General features: G+C 67.2%; 15 protein-coding genes. 11 read left to right on the top strand and 4 right to left on the bottom strand.

Annotation, left to right across the window (positions count from 1 at the left end):
- The first annotated feature begins 135 nt into the window (after nt 1-135).
- The 4 genes from EES48_RS09405 (at nt 136) to EES48_RS09390 (ending at nt 3,290) form a co-directional block, all read left to right on the top strand.
- Complete coding sequence (locus EES48_RS09405) at nt 136-336, top strand: hypothetical protein (RefSeq protein WP_122466114.1); 201 nt, start codon at nt 136-138, stop codon at nt 334-336.
- Nucleotides 337-416: 80 nt separating this feature from the next.
- Complete coding sequence (locus tag EES48_RS09400) at nt 417-1,349, top strand: ABC transporter ATP-binding protein (RefSeq protein ID WP_122466233.1); 933 nt, start codon at nt 417-419, stop codon at nt 1,347-1,349.
- Nucleotides 1,346-2,113, top strand: coding sequence for an ABC transporter permease (locus tag EES48_RS09395; RefSeq protein WP_122466113.1), 768 nt, complete (start codon nt 1,346-1,348; stop codon nt 2,111-2,113). The genes EES48_RS09400 and EES48_RS09395 overlap by 4 nt, the downstream gene beginning before the upstream one ends.
- 79 nt (nt 2,114-2,192) lie before the next feature.
- Nucleotides 2,193-3,290 carry a hypothetical protein gene (locus EES48_RS09390; protein WP_122466112.1) on the top strand — a complete coding sequence of 366 codons (1,098 nt, stop codon included), beginning with the start codon at nt 2,193-2,195 and terminating at the stop codon, nt 3,288-3,290.
- 4 nt (nt 3,291-3,294) lie between these two features.
- Here the strand turns inward: EES48_RS09390 and EES48_RS09385 are convergent, their stop codons facing one another.
- Nucleotides 3,295-4,077, bottom strand: coding sequence for an SDR family oxidoreductase (locus EES48_RS09385; protein ID WP_122466111.1), 783 nt, complete (start codon nt 4,075-4,077; stop codon nt 3,295-3,297).
- 53 nt (nt 4,078-4,130) lie between these two features.
- On the opposite strand from EES48_RS09385, the gene EES48_RS09380 reads away from it, so the two are divergent.
- Together EES48_RS09380 and EES48_RS09375 are read left to right on the top strand one after the other, a co-directional pair.
- Nucleotides 4,131-4,532: a YkvA family protein gene (locus EES48_RS09380; RefSeq protein ID WP_122466110.1), complete on the top strand. Its 402-nt coding sequence runs from the start codon at nt 4,131-4,133 to the stop codon at nt 4,530-4,532.
- A gap of 99 nt (nt 4,533-4,631) precedes the next feature.
- Nucleotides 4,632-5,426 (top strand): SapC family protein, encoded by a 795-nt coding sequence (locus EES48_RS09375; RefSeq protein ID WP_122466109.1) that lies wholly within the window; start codon nt 4,632-4,634, stop codon nt 5,424-5,426.
- Between the two features lie 14 nt (nt 5,427-5,440).
- Here EES48_RS09375 and EES48_RS09370 read toward each other — a convergent pair whose 3' ends face one another.
- Nucleotides 5,441-5,845 (bottom strand): acyl dehydratase, encoded by a 405-nt coding sequence (locus tag EES48_RS09370; protein ID WP_122466108.1) that lies wholly within the window; start codon nt 5,843-5,845, stop codon nt 5,441-5,443.
- Nucleotides 5,842-6,864 (bottom strand): NADP-dependent oxidoreductase, encoded by a 1,023-nt coding sequence (locus EES48_RS09365; protein WP_122466107.1) that lies wholly within the window; start codon nt 6,862-6,864, stop codon nt 5,842-5,844. The genes EES48_RS09370 and EES48_RS09365 overlap by 4 nt, the downstream gene beginning before the upstream one ends.
- Nucleotides 6,865-7,195: 331 nt before the next feature.
- Between EES48_RS09365 and EES48_RS09360 the strand changes: the two genes are divergently transcribed.
- The 4 genes from EES48_RS09360 to EES48_RS09345 all read left to right on the top strand — a co-directional run bounded on the left by EES48_RS09360 (nt 7,196) and on the right by EES48_RS09345 (nt 14,271).
- Nucleotides 7,196-7,552: a hypothetical protein gene (locus tag EES48_RS09360; protein WP_122466106.1), complete on the top strand. Its 357-nt coding sequence runs from the start codon at nt 7,196-7,198 to the stop codon at nt 7,550-7,552.
- Nucleotides 7,553-7,769: 217 nt separating this feature from the next.
- Nucleotides 7,770-10,697, top strand: a complete 2,928-nt coding sequence (locus EES48_RS09355; protein WP_240623296.1) for a TonB-dependent receptor — start codon at nt 7,770-7,772, stop codon at nt 10,695-10,697.
- Nucleotides 10,698-10,789: 92 nt separating this feature from the next.
- Nucleotides 10,790-12,751, top strand: a complete 1,962-nt coding sequence (locus EES48_RS09350; protein ID WP_122466105.1) for a glycoside hydrolase family 3 protein — start codon at nt 10,790-10,792, stop codon at nt 12,749-12,751.
- Between the two features lie 23 nt (nt 12,752-12,774).
- Nucleotides 12,775-14,271 (top strand): tryptophan halogenase family protein, encoded by a 1,497-nt coding sequence (locus EES48_RS09345; protein WP_122466104.1) that lies wholly within the window; start codon nt 12,775-12,777, stop codon nt 14,269-14,271.
- On the opposite strand, the gene EES48_RS09340 is transcribed toward EES48_RS09345, so the two are convergent.
- On the bottom strand, nt 14,268-15,263 hold the full coding sequence (locus EES48_RS09340; protein ID WP_122466103.1) for a cupin-like domain-containing protein: 996 nt from the start codon (nt 15,261-15,263) through the stop codon (nt 14,268-14,270). The genes EES48_RS09345 and EES48_RS09340 overlap by 4 nt on opposite strands.
- A 182-nt stretch (nt 15,264-15,445) precedes the next feature.
- On the opposite strand from EES48_RS09340, the gene zwf reads away from it, so the two are divergent.
- Nucleotides 15,446-16,906 (top strand): glucose-6-phosphate dehydrogenase, encoded by a 1,461-nt coding sequence (gene zwf, locus EES48_RS09335; RefSeq protein ID WP_122466102.1) that lies wholly within the window; start codon nt 15,446-15,448, stop codon nt 16,904-16,906.
- Nucleotides 16,907-16,956: the final 50 nt, after the last annotated feature.

Below are 16,956 nucleotides of genomic sequence, written 5' to 3'. Positions count from 1 at the left end.
TAGGGCGGCCGTCGGCCCTTGTCATCTCGCTCGGTCGAGCAGCGTGCGCCGACGACGCCGCGATGCCGCTGCGCTGAACGTCGTGAACGCGACGTTAACCGTCACGGGTGTTTGCTGGGGACGAGGGAGAGGACCATGACCCACGCGATCGACGGCATTCACAAGGCGCGCAAGCTGCTGGAGACGCCGCATCGATCGGCCAACTGGTGGGCCGGCCTGGGCGCCTCGGCCCTGTGCGCGCTAGGCGCGGTCCTTCTCGCCGGCGCGATCATCATGGGACCGGGCGTCGATGCCACGGTCTCGAACGCCGCCTTCGAGGTCATCGGCGCGGACTGAGCGTCCGCTTTCCGACGCCCGCCTCTGGACACCCGCGACAACCCGCCCCACCTGTGCGGCGAACTGAACCGGGGATGCGCATGACATCGGTGATCGTCGCCGAGGGTCTGGGAAAGACCTACGCCTCGGGCCTCGAGGCCCTGAAGCCCACCGATCTGACCATCAACAAGGGTGAGATTTTCGCTCTCCTGGGGCCCAATGGGGCCGGCAAGACCACTTTCATCTCCCTGGTCTGCGGCATCGTCAGCCCGACGGCGGGCAAGGTCTCGGTCGAGGGCTTCGACATCGTCGCCGACTATCGTCAGGCCCGCAACCGCATCGGCCTGGTGCCCCAGGAGCTGACCACCGACGCCTTCGAGACGGTCTGGGCCACCACCCGCTTCAGCCGCGGTCTGTTCGGCAAGGCCAAGGACGACGCCTACCTTGAGCAGCTGCTCAAGGACCTCAGCCTCTGGGACAAGAAGACCACCAAGATCATGCATCTGTCGGGCGGGATGAAGCGCCGGGTGCTGATCGCCAAGGCCCTGAGCCACGAGCCCGACATCCTGTTCCTCGACGAGCCCACGGCCGGGGTCGATGTCGAACTGCGCCGCGACATGTGGGCGATGGTCAGGAAGCTGCGCGAGCGCGGCGTCACCATCATCCTGACCACCCACTATATCGAGGAGGCCGAGGAGATGGCCGACCGGGTGGGCGTCATCGCCAAGGGTCGGTTGATCCTGGTCGAGGACAAGACCACGCTGATGAAGAAGCTGGGGCGCAAGACCCTGACCCTGAACCTGCAGGAGCCGCTGAGCGCGGTGCCGGCGGACCTGTCCGACTATGACCTGACGCTCAAGGCCGAGGGTCAGGAGCTGGAATATTCCTTCGACGCTAACCGCGAGGAGACGGGCGTGCCCGACCTGCTTCGCCGCCTGTCGGACGCCGGCATCGGCTTCAAGGATCTGAACACCCGCCAGAGCTCGCTCGAGGACATCTTCGTCGGCCTGGTTCACGAGGAGCGCGCGGCGTGATCGGCAACCCCTACGGCATCTGGGCCATCTACCGCTTCGAGATGGCGCGGGCGCTCCGCACTCTGTGGCAGAGCCTGGTCACGCCGGTGATCACCACCTCACTCTATTTCGTGGTGTTCGGCGCCGCTATCGGCTCGGGCATGCAGGAGATCGACGGGGTCGAGTACGGCGCCTTCATCGTGCCCGGCCTGATCATGCTCAGCCTGTTTACCCAGTCGATCTTCAACGCCTCCTTCGGCATCTATTTTCCGAAGTTCACGGGCACCATCTACGAAATCCTTTCCGCCCCGGTCAGCGCCATGGAGATCGTCATCGCCTATGTCGGGGCGGCGGCGACCAAGTCGATCGCCTTGGGGCTGATCATTTTGGCCACGGCGGCCCTGTTCGTGCCGATCCGGATCGAGCATCCCCTGATGATGGCGCTGTTTCTGGTGCTGACGGCGGTGACCTTTTCGCTGTTCGGCTTCATCATCGGCGTCTGGGCCCAGGGGTTCGAACAGCTGCAGTTCATCCCCATGCTGATCGTCACGCCCCTCACCTTCCTGGGCGGCAGTTTCTATTCGATTTCCATGCTGCCCGAGCCGTGGCGGACCATCACCCTGTTCAATCCAGTGGTCTATCTGATCTCCGGATTTCGCTGGAGCTTCTACGGGACCGGGGACGTGGGGGTGGTGTGGAGCCTTTTGGCCACCTTCGGCTTCATGATCACCTGCCTGGTCGCCATCGCCTGGATCTTCCGTACGGGCTACCGGTTGAAGGCCTGATCGGCTAACCCGTCACGCTTTCGCCGACATCGCCGACCACATCGGCGAGACCCCTTTGCTCACGAGTTCGCCGCCCGTCATGTCGACCGAGTCCCAGCGTCCCCAAGGTCCCGATGCGCGCGCCGGCGGCGGCTGGATCCGGCCCACGCCCTGGGGCCGCCAGCCGGTGACCTTCTTCACCGTCGACAACTCCTATCCCGCGCCGGGATCGCAGCGGCCGAAGTCGGTGAGGACGACGCAGCGGCCGGCCGATATGCCGCCTCGCCGACCGGCGCCCGCGCCGCTCGGCTCCGTGCTGACGGGCTCGGTTCTGCCGACGCGCCCGGAGCCGCGCCTGGACCTCGGCGCGCCGGTGACCCGGGCCAGCACGCCGGCGCCCGCCACGAACGCGGGTCGGCCGCGCGATCCGCGGCCGACCGGGGCGATGGACGTGCCGCCCGCGCCCGCGCCGCGCCCCGAACCCGTTGCGCCCCCTTCCGCGCCGACGCCGGAGCCTGAAACGACGGCTCGGGCGCCACAGCCGCAGACGCCGTTCGAGGTTAGCCTGCCCGAAGGCGTCGCCGCCGCGACCCGCGCCCCAACCACGCCCCCGCGCCCGGCCATCGCGCCCAAGCCGCTGCCCGGCGCCGATCCCTCGATGCTGGATCGTGCCTCTGAAGCTCTGGCTCCGGCCGCCTCGGTGCTGACGCGCGCGACGGCTCGCAAGTCCACGCGCCGTCGCCGCACCCTGCTGATCGCCGGCGGAGTGGTCGCGGGCGTGGCCCTGCTGCTGGCCGTGCTGCTGATGACCCGGCCGGGCGGCGAGCCCGAACCGACGGGCATCCTGCCCACGACCCAAGCGCCCCCGCCGGTCGCCGCTCAACCGCTCGACGACGCCGCGACCGCCGACGCGCCGGAAGCGAGTGCGCCTCCTCCCGCTGCACAGACGCCGGTCGCAACGACGCCGTCACGGCCGCAGCCGGCGCCAGCCCGTGTCGAGCCGACGGAGCGTCCGGAACCGTCGCCAGCGCTACCCCCCGCGACCCGACCGTCACAAGGGACGCCGGCCGAGAATCAGCCCGCTCCGGTCGACGCCGCGCCCGAGCCGATCATCATCCCGATCGAGCCTCTGGCCCCGCCGCCTTCGGCGCCGCCGGCCCAGACCGATCCCGACGCTCCGATCGTGACCCGGCCCTGACCCGTTAGCGCGGCGCCAACCGGATGGCGCCGTCCAGGCGGATGCATTCGCCGTTGATGTAGACGTTTTCGGCCAGGTGGACCGCCAGGGCGGCGTAGTCCGCCGGCGTGCCGAGCCGCTTGGGGAAGGGGATCATGGCGGCCAGGGCGTCCTGAACCTTCTGATCCATCCCGGCCATCATCGGCGTCCACATGATCCCGGGCAGGATGGTGTTGACCCGGATGCCCTCACTCATCAGGTCGCGCGCCATCGGCAGGGTCATGGCGTAGACGCCGCCCTTGGAGGCCGAATAGGCCGCCTGGCCGATCTGGCCGTCCTGGGCGGCCACCGAGGCGGTGTTGACGATCAGCCCGCGCTCGCCGTCGCCCATCGGATCCAGGGTCACCATGCCCGCCGCCGACTGGGAGGCGACGCGGAAGCTGCCGAACAGATTGATCGACACGGTGCGCTCGAACTGCGCCATGTCGTGGGCGCGGATCTCGCCGGTGTCCTTCTTGCGACTGACGGTCTTCTGGCCGGTGGCGATGCCGGCGCAGTTGATGGTCAGCCGTTCCTGGCCGTGGGCGGCGCGGGCCTTGGCGAAGGCGGCGGCGACCTCTGCGTCGGATGTCACATTGACCTTGCAGAACACGCCGCCGATCTCGGCCGCGATGGCCTCGCCGGCCTCCTCATTGAGGTCGAACAGGGCCACCTTGACGCCCTTAGCGGCCAGGGCGCGCGCCGTGCCTTCGCCGAGCCCCGAGGCTCCGCCCGTCACCACCGCCGAGATCGAACCGTCGAGTTTCATGCTGCGCGTCCTATATTGAGCGAACCGAAGAGTGTGACGGGGGTTTAGCGACCATGACCGCAAAGGCCAATGCGGCGTCCCCGACGGACGCCATCGATCCCGACAAGGCGCTGGTCCCCGCCGTCCAGCGCGTCAACGAGATGCGGGTACGCAAGGGCTTCTGGCCCAAGCTGGCGCGCACGGCCGCCCGGATTCCGTTCGCCGACCGCCTGCTCAGCGTCTATTTCGCCGCGCGCGATCCCCAGACGCCGACGGCGGCCAAGGGCGTGATGCTGGGCGCCTTGGCCTATTGGGTGCTGCCGGTGGACGCCATTCCCGACGTGTTGATGGGCATCGGCTTCACTGACGATGCGGCGGTGATCGCGGCGGTGGTCGCCACTTTGTCGGCCCACATCAGGCCGCGCCACCGCGACGCGGCGCGCGAGACGCTCAAGGGACTGTCGGAGCGGAACTGAGACGGCGTCGACCGCGCCACAGCGACGTTTGCCCCGGGCCGCGTCTGCCGCTAGAAGGCGCGCCTTCCTTTCCTCGACCTATCCGAGCTCCGCCGCATCATGCAGACCACCCAGCTTCCGACCGACGCCGCCCTGAGCGGCAATGTGCTGTTCTATTCCAAGCCCGAGCCGCTCAGCGTCGAAGCCCACGGCAAGCTGGGCGTCAACGCGCTGGACAACCCCTATGCCTTCGTCGGCCAGACCAACATGGTGCCGCTGACCGTGACGGAGTTCGCGCCGGCCGCGCTGAACTATCCGGTGGTGTTCCTGGGCGATGCGCGTGCGCCGGTGGCCATCATGGGGCTGAACCAGAACACCAACCTGTTTGTGGAGGCCAACGGAGCCTACCGGGCCGACGCCTATCTGCCGGCCTTCGTGCGCCGCTATCCGTTCGTCTTCGCCACCCAGGAAGATCAGGGACGCATGGTGCTGTGCATCGACCGGGAGGCGCCGATGGTGTCCGAGGGCGGCGAAACCGCCCTGTTCGCCGACGGCAAGCCGACGCCCTTCACCGAGAACGCCATGAAGTTCTGCACGGACTTCGAGCAGGAGCGTCGCCGCACCGAGAGCTTCGTCAAGCTGCTGCAGGAGCACAACCTGCTGACGGTGCGCGAGTTCAACTACACGCCGCGGAACGCCGACGGATCGGCCGGCCAGCCCCAGAAGGTGGCCGAGTTCTACGGCGTTTCGGAAGAGAAGCTGAACGCGCTGTCGGCCGACACCTTCAAGACGCTGCGGGACAACGGCGCCTTGGGTCAGATCTATGCGCATCTGATGTCGCTGCAGAACTGGGATCGGCTGATCGTCGCGGCCATGGACCGCGCCCAGCGTGAGCTGCCCGCTGCCAACGCCTGAGGTTCGCGCGGCGGCTAGCGCCGCGCGAACAGCGCTCGGGTCAGGCACGAAAAGACCAACCGCCCGTCCTCGTCCAGCAGATCGTGCTGGGCGATGACGATGCCCTTCTGATCGCCGACCGGGTCCTTGCCCATCACCGTCATCCGCCCGCGGAGCAGCTCGCCCGCGGGCGGATTGCGGTTGAACCTGAGCGCGTCGACGGCGAGCGATTTCGTCTGGGCCAGACCGCCGGCCCTATCCGCCGCCAACCGTTGCCACAGGGCGAAGATCAGCGCGTCGGGCGCGCCGTTCTCGACATCCCAGGCCGGGGCGAACTTCTCGCAAAACAGGGCCAGGGCCGCCGCATCCACGGCGCAGGCGCCCAAAGGCACCACCTGGCCGATGGCCAAATCCTCGAAGTGCAGCCGATCGTCGCTCACGCCGCCGGCTCCTCGGACACCCGGACCAGCAGCTTTCCGTCGTGGTCGCCGGTGAACAGCCGGTTCAGGCTTCCGACGGCGCCCTCCAGGCCCTCGTCGACGTGGACCTTCCACTTGACCCGGCCGTCGGCCAGCCACGGCCCCATCTCGGCCACCATCTCGCGGGCCCGCGCGGCGTAGTCCAGCACCAGAAAGCCCTGAATATTTAGCCGGTGGGTGATGATCCGGCCGAAGTTCGGGGCCGGCGGCATGCGCGTGGCGTTATAGCTCGAGATCAGGCCACAGACGGCCATGCGGCCATGGGTTTTAAGGCGATTGAACACCGCGATCATGATGTCGCCGCCGACATTCTCGAAATTCATCTCGACGCCGTCGGGGGCCAGACGGTCCAGCGCCGCGCCCACGTCCTCGCCCTTGTAGTCGATGGCCGCATCAAACCCGAGTTCGTCGGTCAGCCAGGCGCATTTCTCCGGTCCGCCGGCGATGCCAAGCACGCGCGCGCCCTTCTGCTTGGCTACTTGCCCGGCGATCGAGCCGACGGCGCCCGCCGCCGCCGAGATCACCAGAGTTTCGCCCGCCTGGGGCTTCAGCACGTCGGTCACGCCGAAATAGGCGGTCAGCCCGGTCATGCCGAGCACGCTCAGATTGGCCGTCAGGGGCAGGCCCGGCGCGCGGTGCACGGGCCGCAGACCCTCGGCGGGAACAACGGCGTAATCCGCCCATCCGCCCGATAGGGGCGTGACCACGTCGCCGACCTTGAACCGGTCGGACCGGCTCTCCTCCACCACGCCCAGGGTCAGGCCGCGCATCACCTCGCCCAGGCCCACCGGCGGGAGATAGCCCTCGGCGTCGTTCATCCACGTCCGGTTGGTGGGGTCCAGCGACAGATAGACGGTGCGGACCAGCACCTCGTTCTCGGCCAGATCCGGGACGGGGCTCTCGACCAGTTCCAGATCGCCGTCCTGTATCATGCCTTTGGGCCGCTGCCGCAGCACCCATTGCCGGTTGGTCCTGGCCATGATCGCCTCCCGTCCGTCCTGATGGTGAACGCACTCACTCTTGGGGGACAGTCACCGCCCTGTCGAGCCCGGGGTCACAGCCGAAAAGAAACGGCGGCGGGCCTGAAGGCTCCGCCGCCGAAGGGGCATCGTCGAGAATGATTGCGAAGGCGAGGGGATCGGGGATACCGATCCGCGAGTCGGGGGGGGCGTCGCCGCCTTCGCTTTCCCACAACGGCGGTTGTCGACACCGGTTCCCGCGCCAGGCGAATTAGTTGGTCGGGGAACGGCCAAGCTCGACCAGCGTTGACGAGGCTCGATCCCATCGCCCAGTTCAGGACCGCTCCCGCGCATGACCCACGACGACCCCCACTCCCGCGCCACCGATCCCGTGCATCAGGGCCAGCCCGTCGAGGCCCAGTACGTTCGCGGCGGGCGCAAGGGCAATCGCATCCTGATCCTGCTCGTTGTCTCGGTGGCCTTGGCGGCCGCCGTCCTGCTCGGCTTCTGGGCGCTGACCCAGGGAGAGATCGCCGAGACAGACAACACCCCGGCCGGTCAGGCCCAAGTGGCGGCCGAGTTTGAAGGCGACGCCATGTCGCCGCCCTCGGCCGATGCGCCGACCACAGCGGAAGGCCAGCCGACAAATCCTCCGACCGGTGAGGCGCCGAATGTGAACGCCCCGATGGAGACGCCGCCCGCCGCCTGAGCCTCTTGAAGTCCGGCCTTTTGCGCCCGGCGTCTGCGACGTCGGGCGTTTTGCTGATCCTGCTGCTCGCGTTTTGTCGATTGCGCGAAGGTCCAAGGTGAGTTAGCCATTGGAAGCGCTTCCAGCCCGGGTCGGGAGAGCGGGATCGGGCGGCGTTCAAAAGTGGACGAGTGGACGATGATCCACTCGCCGGGGAAACATTCGGGGGAGGGACCTCATGCGTCGACCAGTTCTGGATCGCGCCGTGCTTAACGGTCGGGGGGCGCGGACCGCCACCCTGTGCTCGACGGTGTCGGCGATGGCCATCGTGGCGGCTCTGCCGGCCGCAGCCATCGCTCAGGAAGCGGCCGTCCCGCCGCCGGGCGATGAGGAAGAAGCCACCGAACTTGAAGAGATCGTGGTCACCGGCATCCGACGGGGCCTGGCCGATTCGATCAGCCTGAAGCGCAACGAGACCTCGATCGTCGAAGCCGTCTCGGCCGAGGACATCGGCAAGTTGCCCGACGTCTCCATCGCCGAGTCCATCGCGCGGCTGCCGGGCCTGGCGGCTCAGCGGGTCAACGGTCGCGCCCAGGTCATCTCGATCCGCGGCCTGGCCCCCGACTTCACCACCACTCTCCTCAACGGCCGCCAGCAGGCCTCGTCCGGCGACAATCGTGCGGTGGAGTTCGACCAGTATCCGTCCGAACTGCTCAGCGGCGTGGTGATCTACAAGACTCCCGACGCCGAATTGTCGGGGTTCGGCCTGTCGGGCACGGCGGATCTGCGAACCGTGCGCCCCCTGACGTTCAGCGAACGCGTCATCGCCGTGAACGCGCGCACCGAATTCCTCGAAGACGGCGGCCTGAATGACGATGTCCGCAGCTACGGCGGACGCTTCTCGATCAGTTACATCGACCAGTTCCTCGACGGCACGGTCGGGTTGGCGCTCGGTTATGCGCACCTGGACAGCCCGTCGCAGAACCGGCACTTCAAGGCGTACGGATACGAAACCTTCGGCGGCGTCTGTGAGCCGACGCCCGAGAACCCCTGCTCTCCGGAATCGGTGACCCCCGACACCGCCGACAACGCCCTTTTGATGAACGGCCAGGAGATTTTCGCTACCTCTCGGCTGAATACGCGCGACGCCTTTATCGGCATCCTCGAGTGGCGCCCCAATGACCGTCTCAGCACCGTCCTGGATCTGTACTATTCCAAGTTCGACCAGGAAGAGACCATGCGGGGCGTGCAGTGGTTCTCCAACGCCTGGGCGGATTCAGGTAATTTCCGTGGCGTGAATGTCGTTGATCGCGGCGGCTCTCCCTTTGGAGAGAGCGGGACGTTCAACAACGCGGTGCCGATCATCCGCAACGACTACAACACCCGCGAAGACGAGCTGTTCTCGGCCGGCCTAAACACCGAGTACGAACTCGACGATCGGACGCGCCTGATCGCCGACCTGTCCTACTCGTCCAACGAGCGTCGCGAGGCGATCGCGGAAACCTATTCCGGCCACGGCCTGGGGGTGGGCGGCGTCGGCACGACGGGAGCGGACATCGGGCGCGATCGCGACAGTATCGACTTCGATCACTCCAGCGCCGGCGACGACTTCCCCATCTATTCCGAGGGGCTCGACTACGCTGACGCCTCTCAGGTTTCCCTGGGCGACCGCGCGCCATGGGGCGGCTGGGGCCACGACGGCTCGATCCGTTTTCCGGACGTGGAAGAGAGTATCTATTCGGTCGATCTGAAGGGTCAGCGCGACTTTGACGGGGTCCTCAATCGGGTGACCGTAGGCGTCAATCTGGCCAATCGAAACAAGACCAAGCGCGTCGATGATTTCGACCTGTTCCTCCTCAACGGCCGCCAGCAGATTCTGGTCGCGCCGGAATACCTCGTTGATCCGACGTCTCTTGATTTCGCAGGGTTCGGCGACGTTCTCAGCTATGACCTGTCGCGCGCTCTTGATGTCTATTGGCGACAGGCGCCGATACTGGACGCCAACTTCTTCGACAAGAATTGGGATATCGAAGAAGAGGTTGTGACCTACTTCGGCAAGGCCGAATTCGAATGGGGGCGCTGGAGAGGCAACGTCGGCCTGCAGATCGTCGATCAGTCGCAGGAGTCCAGCGGCGTCGTTATCAACGCGCTTGAACCGGGCACACCGGTCGTTCCCACAGCGATCACCGACGGCGCCGACTACACCGACGTGCTCCCCAGCCTGAACCTGATCTACGATCTAGGAGGAGGGCACCGGGTGCGGTTCGCGGCGTCCAAGACGATGGCGCGCCCACGCATGGATGAGATGCGCGCCAATGTGACGCCTGGGTTCAATGGTCTGGTTTGCTCCGACAGCGACGGCTGCTCGCCGGGCGAGGTGGTCAATCCCTGGTCCGCCTCCGGCGGGAACCCTCAACTGGAGCCGTGGCGGGCGGATGCGTTCGATCTGGCGTACGAATGGTACGTGGACGCCACGACCTATCTGTCGATCGCGGGCTTCTACAAGGATCTGGATACCTACATTTACACCCAGACGCGTGAGTTCGATTTCTCGGGCATCCCGCTGCCGGTCATCGGCCAGAACCTGGTCGATGAGCAGGGGGTCGTCATCGATCCGATCGGCTCGATCAGCCTGCCCGCCAACGGCAACGGGGGCACGGTCAAGGGTATCGAACTGTCCGGCGCGATCGACCTGGGAAATCTCTGGGAGCCGCTGACGGGCCTCGGCTTCATCGGCTCGGCGTCCTGGACCGAGAGCGATCTGAACGCCAGCGCCGACGAGCAGGCGCCGGTTCGCATCCCGGGTCTGTCAGGCTTCGTCTACAACGCCACGGCCTACTACGAGCGAAACGGCTTCCAGGCCCGCATCTCCAAGCGCTTCCGCGAGGCGTTCAAGGGAGAGGTGGTTCAGCTGTTCACCAATCGCGGGTTCACTGAAATCCTCGACGATGAACAGGTCGACGCCCAGATCGGCTATACCTTCCAGGACGGGCCGGCGGAGGGATTGGGGATTCTGTTCCAAATCAACAATCTGACCAACTCGCCTTATCGGACCCGGCTGGGGCTCGATGCCGGGGGCACCACGACGGCCGACGGCGCGGTTCTGCCCGAGACCTACGAAGAATACGGTCGCCAGTTCCTGATCGGCGTCAATTACCGCTTCTGACGCGGCGCGAGCTGTGACGACCCTCCGACGCCGGTGTTCGCGCCTGTCCCTGACGCCTGTCTGTTCGACCAGAGCCTGAGAAAGACCGCCCCATGACCCTGCGCAAGATGAAGCTGTTCATCCCGATGCTGGCCCTGGTGGCGGCCTGCGCGGGCGCGCCGCACGGCGACACCGGCCGCTACGCCGATCTGGACGGCTCGGACTGGCCCGCCCTGACCTCACCGATGCCGCTCGATCCGGCGATGGAAGCGCGGATCGGTCAGATCGTGGCGGGCATGACCCTGGCCCAGAAGGTCGGTCAGATGACCCAGCCGGATGTGCGCAACATCACGCCGGATCAGGTCCGCGAATTCTACATCGGCTCGGTGCTGAACGGCGGGGGCGCCTGGCCGAACATGAAGAAGGACGCCTCGGTCGCCGAATGGGCGGCGCTGTCGGCGCAGTTCCACGACGCCGCCTTGCGCACCGACATGACGGTGAAGATCCCGCTGATCTGGGGCACCGACGCCGTGCACGGCCACAACAATGTGCGCGGCGCCACCATGTTTCCGCACAACATCGGCCTGGGCGCGGCCGACGATGTGGAGATGATGGAGCGTATCGGCCGGGCCACCGCCCAGCAGGTCCGCGCCACCGGCATCAGCTGGGTCTTCGCCCCCACCGTGGCGGTCGGTCAGGACCGTCGCTGGGGCCGGACCTACGAAAGCTATTCCTCCGATCCCCAGCTGGTCGCCCGTTATGGCGCGGCCGTGGTCCGGGGACTTCAGGGCGAGCTGACCGGCGACGGGGACGTGGTCGCCACCGCCAAACACTATCTGGGCGACGGCGGCACCTTCCAGGGCGTGGATCAGGGCGAGAACCGCGCCACCCGCGCCGAAATGATCACCACCCACGGCGCCGGCTATTACACGGCGCTGGACGCGGGCGTTCAGACCGTCATGGCCACCTACAACAGCTGGAACGACGTGGCCGCCGGCGAGAACCACGGCAAACTGCATGGCGACCGCTATGTCCTGACGGACGTGCTCAAGGACCGGCTCGACTTCACCGGCTTCGTGGTCTCGGACTGGAACGGCATCGAGCAGGTCCAGGGCTGCGACAAGACCCGCTGCGCCCAGGCCATCAACGCCGGCATCGACATGATCATGGTGCCCGAGGACTGGCGCGCCTTCATCACCAACACCATCGCCGACGTCGAGGCGGGCCGCATCCCGATGGCCCGCATCGACGACGCCGTCACCCGCATCCTGCGCGTCAAGATGCGCGCCGGCCTGTTCGACCGCGCCGTGGCCGACAGCCGCTTCAACGGCCAGGCCTCGGCCATCGACGTCAGCGCCCTGGCGCGCGAGGCGGTGCGCAAGTCTGTGGTGCTGCTCAAGAACGAGAACGCCGTCCTGCCGCTGCGGGCCGACGCCCGGGTGCTGGTCGTGGGCGCCAGCGCGGACTCGATGTCCAACCAGACCGGCGGCTGGTCGCTGACCTGGCAGGGGACGGAAAACACCAACGCCGACTTCGCCACCGGCCAGACCCTGCTAGCGGCCCTGAAGGAACAGCTGGGCGACGCCGACGTGACCTATTCCGCCGACGCCGCAGGCGTTGACGTGGCCGGCTATGACGCCGTCATCGCCGTGCTGGGCGAGACGCCGTATGCCGAATACAACGGCGACGTCCGCTTCCCCGCGCCGGTGCAGCACAGCCTGCTGCACCCCACCGACCTGCGCGTGCTGCGGGCGGTCGCCGACAAGGGCGTGCCGGTGGTGACGGTGCTGTATTCCGGTCGCCCGGCCTACGCCAACGACCTGATAAACCTGTCCGACGCCTTCGTCGCCGCCTTCCTGCCGGGCACCGAGGCCGGCGGCCTGGCCGATGTGATGATCGGGACGCATCACGACTTCACCGGCCGTCTGTCCTTCGTCTGGCCCGGCTCGGCCTGCTCGACGGGCGAGCATGCGGGCGACGTAGTCCAGTTCGCGCGCGGCTATGGCCTGTCCTATGGCGACCGTCGTCCCGTCGGCGTCCTGCCCTTGCCCGCGACCCCCGCACGCTGCGACTAAGGGATCGCACGCGAGGGCCCGTCATGCGCCAGCTTCAGTCCATCCTGATTGTCGGCGGCGGCACGGCCGGTTGGATGACGGCGGCCCTGCTGTCCAAGCTGTTCAAGGGCCGCTACGCCATCACCCTGGTCGAGTCCGAGGCCATCGGCACGGTCGGGGTCGGCGAGGCCACCATCCCGGCCATCAAGAAGTTCAACGAGCTGCTTGAGCTCGACGAAAACGACTTCATGCGCCGCACCCAGGGCAGCTTCAAACTGGGCATCCAGTTCGTCGACTGGTGGAAGAAGGGCGACAGCTACATCCACGGCTTCGGCGTCATTGGTCGCAATCTGGAATGGCTGCGGTGCCACCAGTTCTGGCTCAAGGCCCGGGCCGAGGGACGGGCCTCCGACTTCGCCGCCTATTCGATCAACACCGCCGCCGCGCTGGAAAACCGCTTCATGCGGGCCGATCCGAAGATGAAGGATTCGCCGCTCGGCCACATCGGCTACGCCTTCCATTTCGACGCCGGCCTCTATGCCAAGTTCCTGCGCGGCTTCGCCGAGGACCGCGGCGTGGTCCGCCGCGAGGGCAAGGTCGCCGATGTCGCCCTGGACGGGGAAACCGGCTTCGTCCGATCGGTCACGCTGGAGGACGGCCAGACCCTGGAGGCCGACCTGTTCATCGACTGCTCGGGCTTTCGCGGCCTGATCATCGAACAGGCGATGAAGACGGGCTACGAGGACTGGACCCACTGGCTGCCCTGCGACAGGGCCATGGCCGTGCCCTGCGCCCGCACCGAGCCCTTCACCCCCTACACCCGCGCCACGGCGCGCGAGGCCGGCTGGCAGTGGCGCATCCCGTTGCAGCATCGCACCGGCAACGGCCACGTCTATTCCAGCCGCTTCACCGACGACGCGACGGCCGAGGCGACCCTGCTGGCCAATCTGGATGGCGAGCAGCTGGCCGAGCCCAACCGCCTGCGTTTCGTCACCGGCAAGCGGAAGCAGATCTGGAACAAGAACTGCGTCGCCGTCGGTCTGGCCTCGGGCTTCCTCGAGCCGCTGGAATCGACCTCGATCCACCTGATCCAGTCGTCGATCATCCGGCTGGTGAGGCTGTTGCCCGACGCCGGCTTCGACCCTGCCAACATCGCCGAGTTCAACCGTCAGAGCGATTTCGAGTACGAGCGCATCCGCGACTTCATCATCCTGCACTACAAGGCGACTGAGCGTGACGACACGCCCTTCTGGGACTATGTCCGCACAATGGACGTGCCCGACACCCTGGAGCGCAAGATTGAGCTGTTCCAGGCCAACGGCCGCATCTTCCGCGAGGACGAAGAGCTGTTCGCCGAGGAGAGCTGGATTCAGGTGCTGCTCGGTCAGGGCGTCGTTCCGCGCGGCTACGACCCCCTGGTCGACGTCAAGACACCGGCGCAGATCGACGAATACCTCGGCAACGTCGAGGCGGTGATCCGCAAGTGCGTGGCGGTGATGCCCAGCCACGCCGACTTTGTCGCGCGGGTCTGCCCGGCCTAATCCTTCGACAGGGCTGCGATCAGCGCCCGACGCATCGCGGCCAGGCTCTGCGGCGTGGGCGAGGTGAGGGCGCCGCGTGCCGCCTCAGGGATATGCTCTGCCGGATCCCCGTCCAGCCTGAACACATAGTGGTCGAACATGGCGCGCCAGGCGCGCCGCTGATCCGGCGGCAGGGTGCTGAGGCTCATCAGGCCGTGCAGCATGGCGTCCGACGCCGACCCCAGCCCGCGCGGCGCGGCGTCCCACCAGTAGTTGACCAGCACATTGACCGCATCCAGCGCCTCAACGTGGTGATACCACTGAAACGGAATGTAGAGGGCGTCGCCGGGCTCCAGTTCGGCCTCCAGCCCGACTGCGAGCGCCTGCGCGAACCGGGGATAACGCTCCAGATCCGGCTGGGTCAGGTGGACCAGGCTGACCTGAACCCCCGCCGGGGTGTCGTGAAACGGCCCCATGTAGAGGTCGCCGACGGCCTCGGGCGGAAACAGGGTGAACCGCCGGCGGCCCGCCGCCACCACCGCGACGTTCTCGGCCGGATCGTGATGGATGGCCACCTTGGCCCGATTGCCGATCCACAGCCGCGGCGGGATCCGGGGCGGCAGGATGTTCAGCCGGTGCGTCTCGGCGAACCGGGGCACGCGTTCCGACGCCGGCATCCCCTGCAGCGCCAGGGCGTCGGGCCGCTCACGCACCTCCTCCGCCTCCAGCGCATCCAGATAGGCAGCCAGGGGCGCGCTTTCCTGGCTGAAGTTCCGACCTTCGACCGCCTCGCCGTAGTGCAGCCGTCCCTCGACTTCGGACGGGGCCCGCATGAAGGGCACGGGATCAGCGGTGGCGTGGCTCCGCAGCCAGTCCGGGGCCCGCCCTTGCCGCGCCGCTTCGACCAGCGGCCAGTCGCGCGCCAGCCTTCGCATAACTACCGGCTCGCCCGCGCGACGAATGGCGGCGAAGTCCTCCGGAGCAGTGGCGTCGCGTTCGGCGATGGGGTGCATCGGCGTCTCCTCGCGGCGTCAGCCTAGCAGCGCTGCGGTCCCGCCACACGCCGGAACCCCGATCGGAGCCACGGATTAGCCAACCGCGGCCATAACATGGTGTTTCAGCGCGGGGTGGGGGTGCTGGCCCCCCGCCGCCGGGCGGCCTAACACCGAACCAGGCGCGGGTGGAAAGGAAACGCATGGCGGCCTTGGTGCTCTTCGGCGGCGGCGGCGATCTGGCGATGCGCATGCTGTTGCCGTCGCTCTACTTCCTCGAACAGGACGGCCTGCTGCCGGACGGGCTGAAGATCGTCGGCGCGGCGCGCAGCGATGACGGCCGCGATGGCTATGTTGCGCTGGTGCGAAAGGCTGTTTCCAGCCGCGCCGCCCAGGATGACCTCTGGGACGAGGCCGTCTTCGCCCGGTTCGAAAAGCGTCTGGATTACCTCGCGCTGGACGCCACCAAGCCTGACGGCGCCGAAAGCCTCAAGGCCCGGGTCGGCTCAGACGACCTGACCTATTTTCTCGCCGTCTCGCCCTCGCTCTACGCCCCGATCGTTCAGGCCCTGCACGCCGCCGGAATGACCGGCGACAGCACCCGCATCGTGCTTGAGAAGCCGGTCGGCCGCGACCTCGTCAGTTTCCTGGAGATCGACGAGGCGGTACGCGAGGCTTTCGACGAGAGCCAGGTTTTCCGCATCGACCACTACCTCGGCAAGGAGACGGTCCAGAACCTGATCGCTCTGCGCTTCGGCAACGTGATTTTCGAGCCGCTGTGGAACAACCTGTCGATCGACCACGTCCAGATCACCGTGGCCGAAACCGTCGGCATCGGGGACCGCTGGCCGTATTATGATGAGTACGGCGCGCTGCGCGACATGCTCCAGAACCACATGCTGCAGCTGCTGTGTTTGGTGGCCATGGAGCCGCCCTCGGACCTCGATCCGGACTCGGTGCGCAATGAAAAGGTGAAGGTCCTGCGCTCCCTGCGGCGTATCACGTTGGAGGAGGCGGAGCGCGTCACGGTGCGCGGACAGTACGGGCCGGGACAATCGGAAGGCCAGTCGGTCAAGAGCTATGAGCAGGAGCGTGGTCAGCCTTCGGAGACCGAGACCTTCGTCGCCGTGCGGGCCGACATCGACAACTGGCGCTGGGCCGGCGTTCCCTTCTTCCTGCGCACCGGCAAGCGCCTGCCGGAAAAGCGCACCGAGATCGTCATCCAGTTCAAGGGCGTGCCCCACTCGATCTTCGATCAGGGCGACCGGGGCGAACTGGTCGACAACCGGCTGGTCATCGAGCTCCAGCCCGAGGAGGACATCTCCCTCACCGTCATGAACAAGCGGCCGGGGCTGGACGCCCAGATGCAGCTCCAGTCGATCCGCATGAGCCTGTCTTGGGGTGTGGACGGCAAGGGCTCCAAGCCGCCGCGTCGCCGCATCGCCTATGAACGGCTGCTGCTGGATGCGCTGAACGGAGATTCCACCCTATTCGTCCGCCGCGACGAGGCCGAACAGGCCTGGAAATGGGTGGACGAGGTGGCCGAGGCCTGGGGCGACGCCGATCTAAAGCCCCAACCCTACGACCCCGGCACCTGGGGGCCCGACGAGGCCGACCTGCTGCTTTCGCGCACCGGGAGGCGTTGGCATGTTGCGGGGGAGTAGGGCCATGAAAACTCCGCGTCCCCGGCGAAGGCCGGGGCCCAGGGCCGCGC

Origin of the sequence: Brevundimonas lutea (assembly GCF_003704105.1) — a bacterium.
GTDB classification, from domain to species: Bacteria; Pseudomonadota; Alphaproteobacteria; order Caulobacterales; family Caulobacteraceae; genus Brevundimonas; species Brevundimonas lutea.
Note: the sequence above shows the minus strand (reverse complement) of the source record. Positions and strands in the feature narration are given on the sequence as shown.

What these genes read in the sequence shown, in the direction of transcription:
- EES48_RS09405 (WP_122466114.1), top strand. Translation starts at nt 136, where the DNA reads ATGACCCACGCGATCGACGGCATTCACAAGGCGCGCAAGCTGCTGGAG.
- EES48_RS09400 (WP_122466233.1), top strand. Translation starts at nt 417, where the DNA reads ATGACATCGGTGATCGTCGCCGAGGGTCTGGGAAAGACCTACGCCTCG.
- EES48_RS09390 (WP_122466112.1), top strand. Translation starts at nt 2,193, where the DNA reads ATGTCGACCGAGTCCCAGCGTCCCCAAGGTCCCGATGCGCGCGCCGGC.
- EES48_RS09385 (WP_122466111.1), bottom strand. Translation starts at nt 4,077, where the DNA reads ATGAAACTCGACGGTTCGATCTCGGCGGTGGTGACGGGCGGAGCCTCG.
- EES48_RS09380 (WP_122466110.1), top strand. Translation starts at nt 4,131, where the DNA reads ATGACCGCAAAGGCCAATGCGGCGTCCCCGACGGACGCCATCGATCCC.
- EES48_RS09375 (WP_122466109.1), top strand. Translation starts at nt 4,632, where the DNA reads ATGCAGACCACCCAGCTTCCGACCGACGCCGCCCTGAGCGGCAATGTG.
- EES48_RS09365 (WP_122466107.1), bottom strand. Translation starts at nt 6,864, where the DNA reads ATGGCCAGGACCAACCGGCAATGGGTGCTGCGGCAGCGGCCCAAAGGC.
- EES48_RS09360 (WP_122466106.1), top strand. Translation starts at nt 7,196, where the DNA reads ATGACCCACGACGACCCCCACTCCCGCGCCACCGATCCCGTGCATCAG.
- EES48_RS09355 (WP_240623296.1), top strand. Translation starts at nt 7,770, where the DNA reads ATGCGTCGACCAGTTCTGGATCGCGCCGTGCTTAACGGTCGGGGGGCG.
- EES48_RS09350 (WP_122466105.1), top strand. Translation starts at nt 10,790, where the DNA reads ATGACCCTGCGCAAGATGAAGCTGTTCATCCCGATGCTGGCCCTGGTG.
- EES48_RS09345 (WP_122466104.1), top strand. Translation starts at nt 12,775, where the DNA reads ATGCGCCAGCTTCAGTCCATCCTGATTGTCGGCGGCGGCACGGCCGGT.
- EES48_RS09340 (WP_122466103.1), bottom strand. Translation starts at nt 15,263, where the DNA reads ATGCACCCCATCGCCGAACGCGACGCCACTGCTCCGGAGGACTTCGCC.
- zwf (WP_122466102.1), top strand. Translation starts at nt 15,446, where the DNA reads ATGGCGGCCTTGGTGCTCTTCGGCGGCGGCGGCGATCTGGCGATGCGC.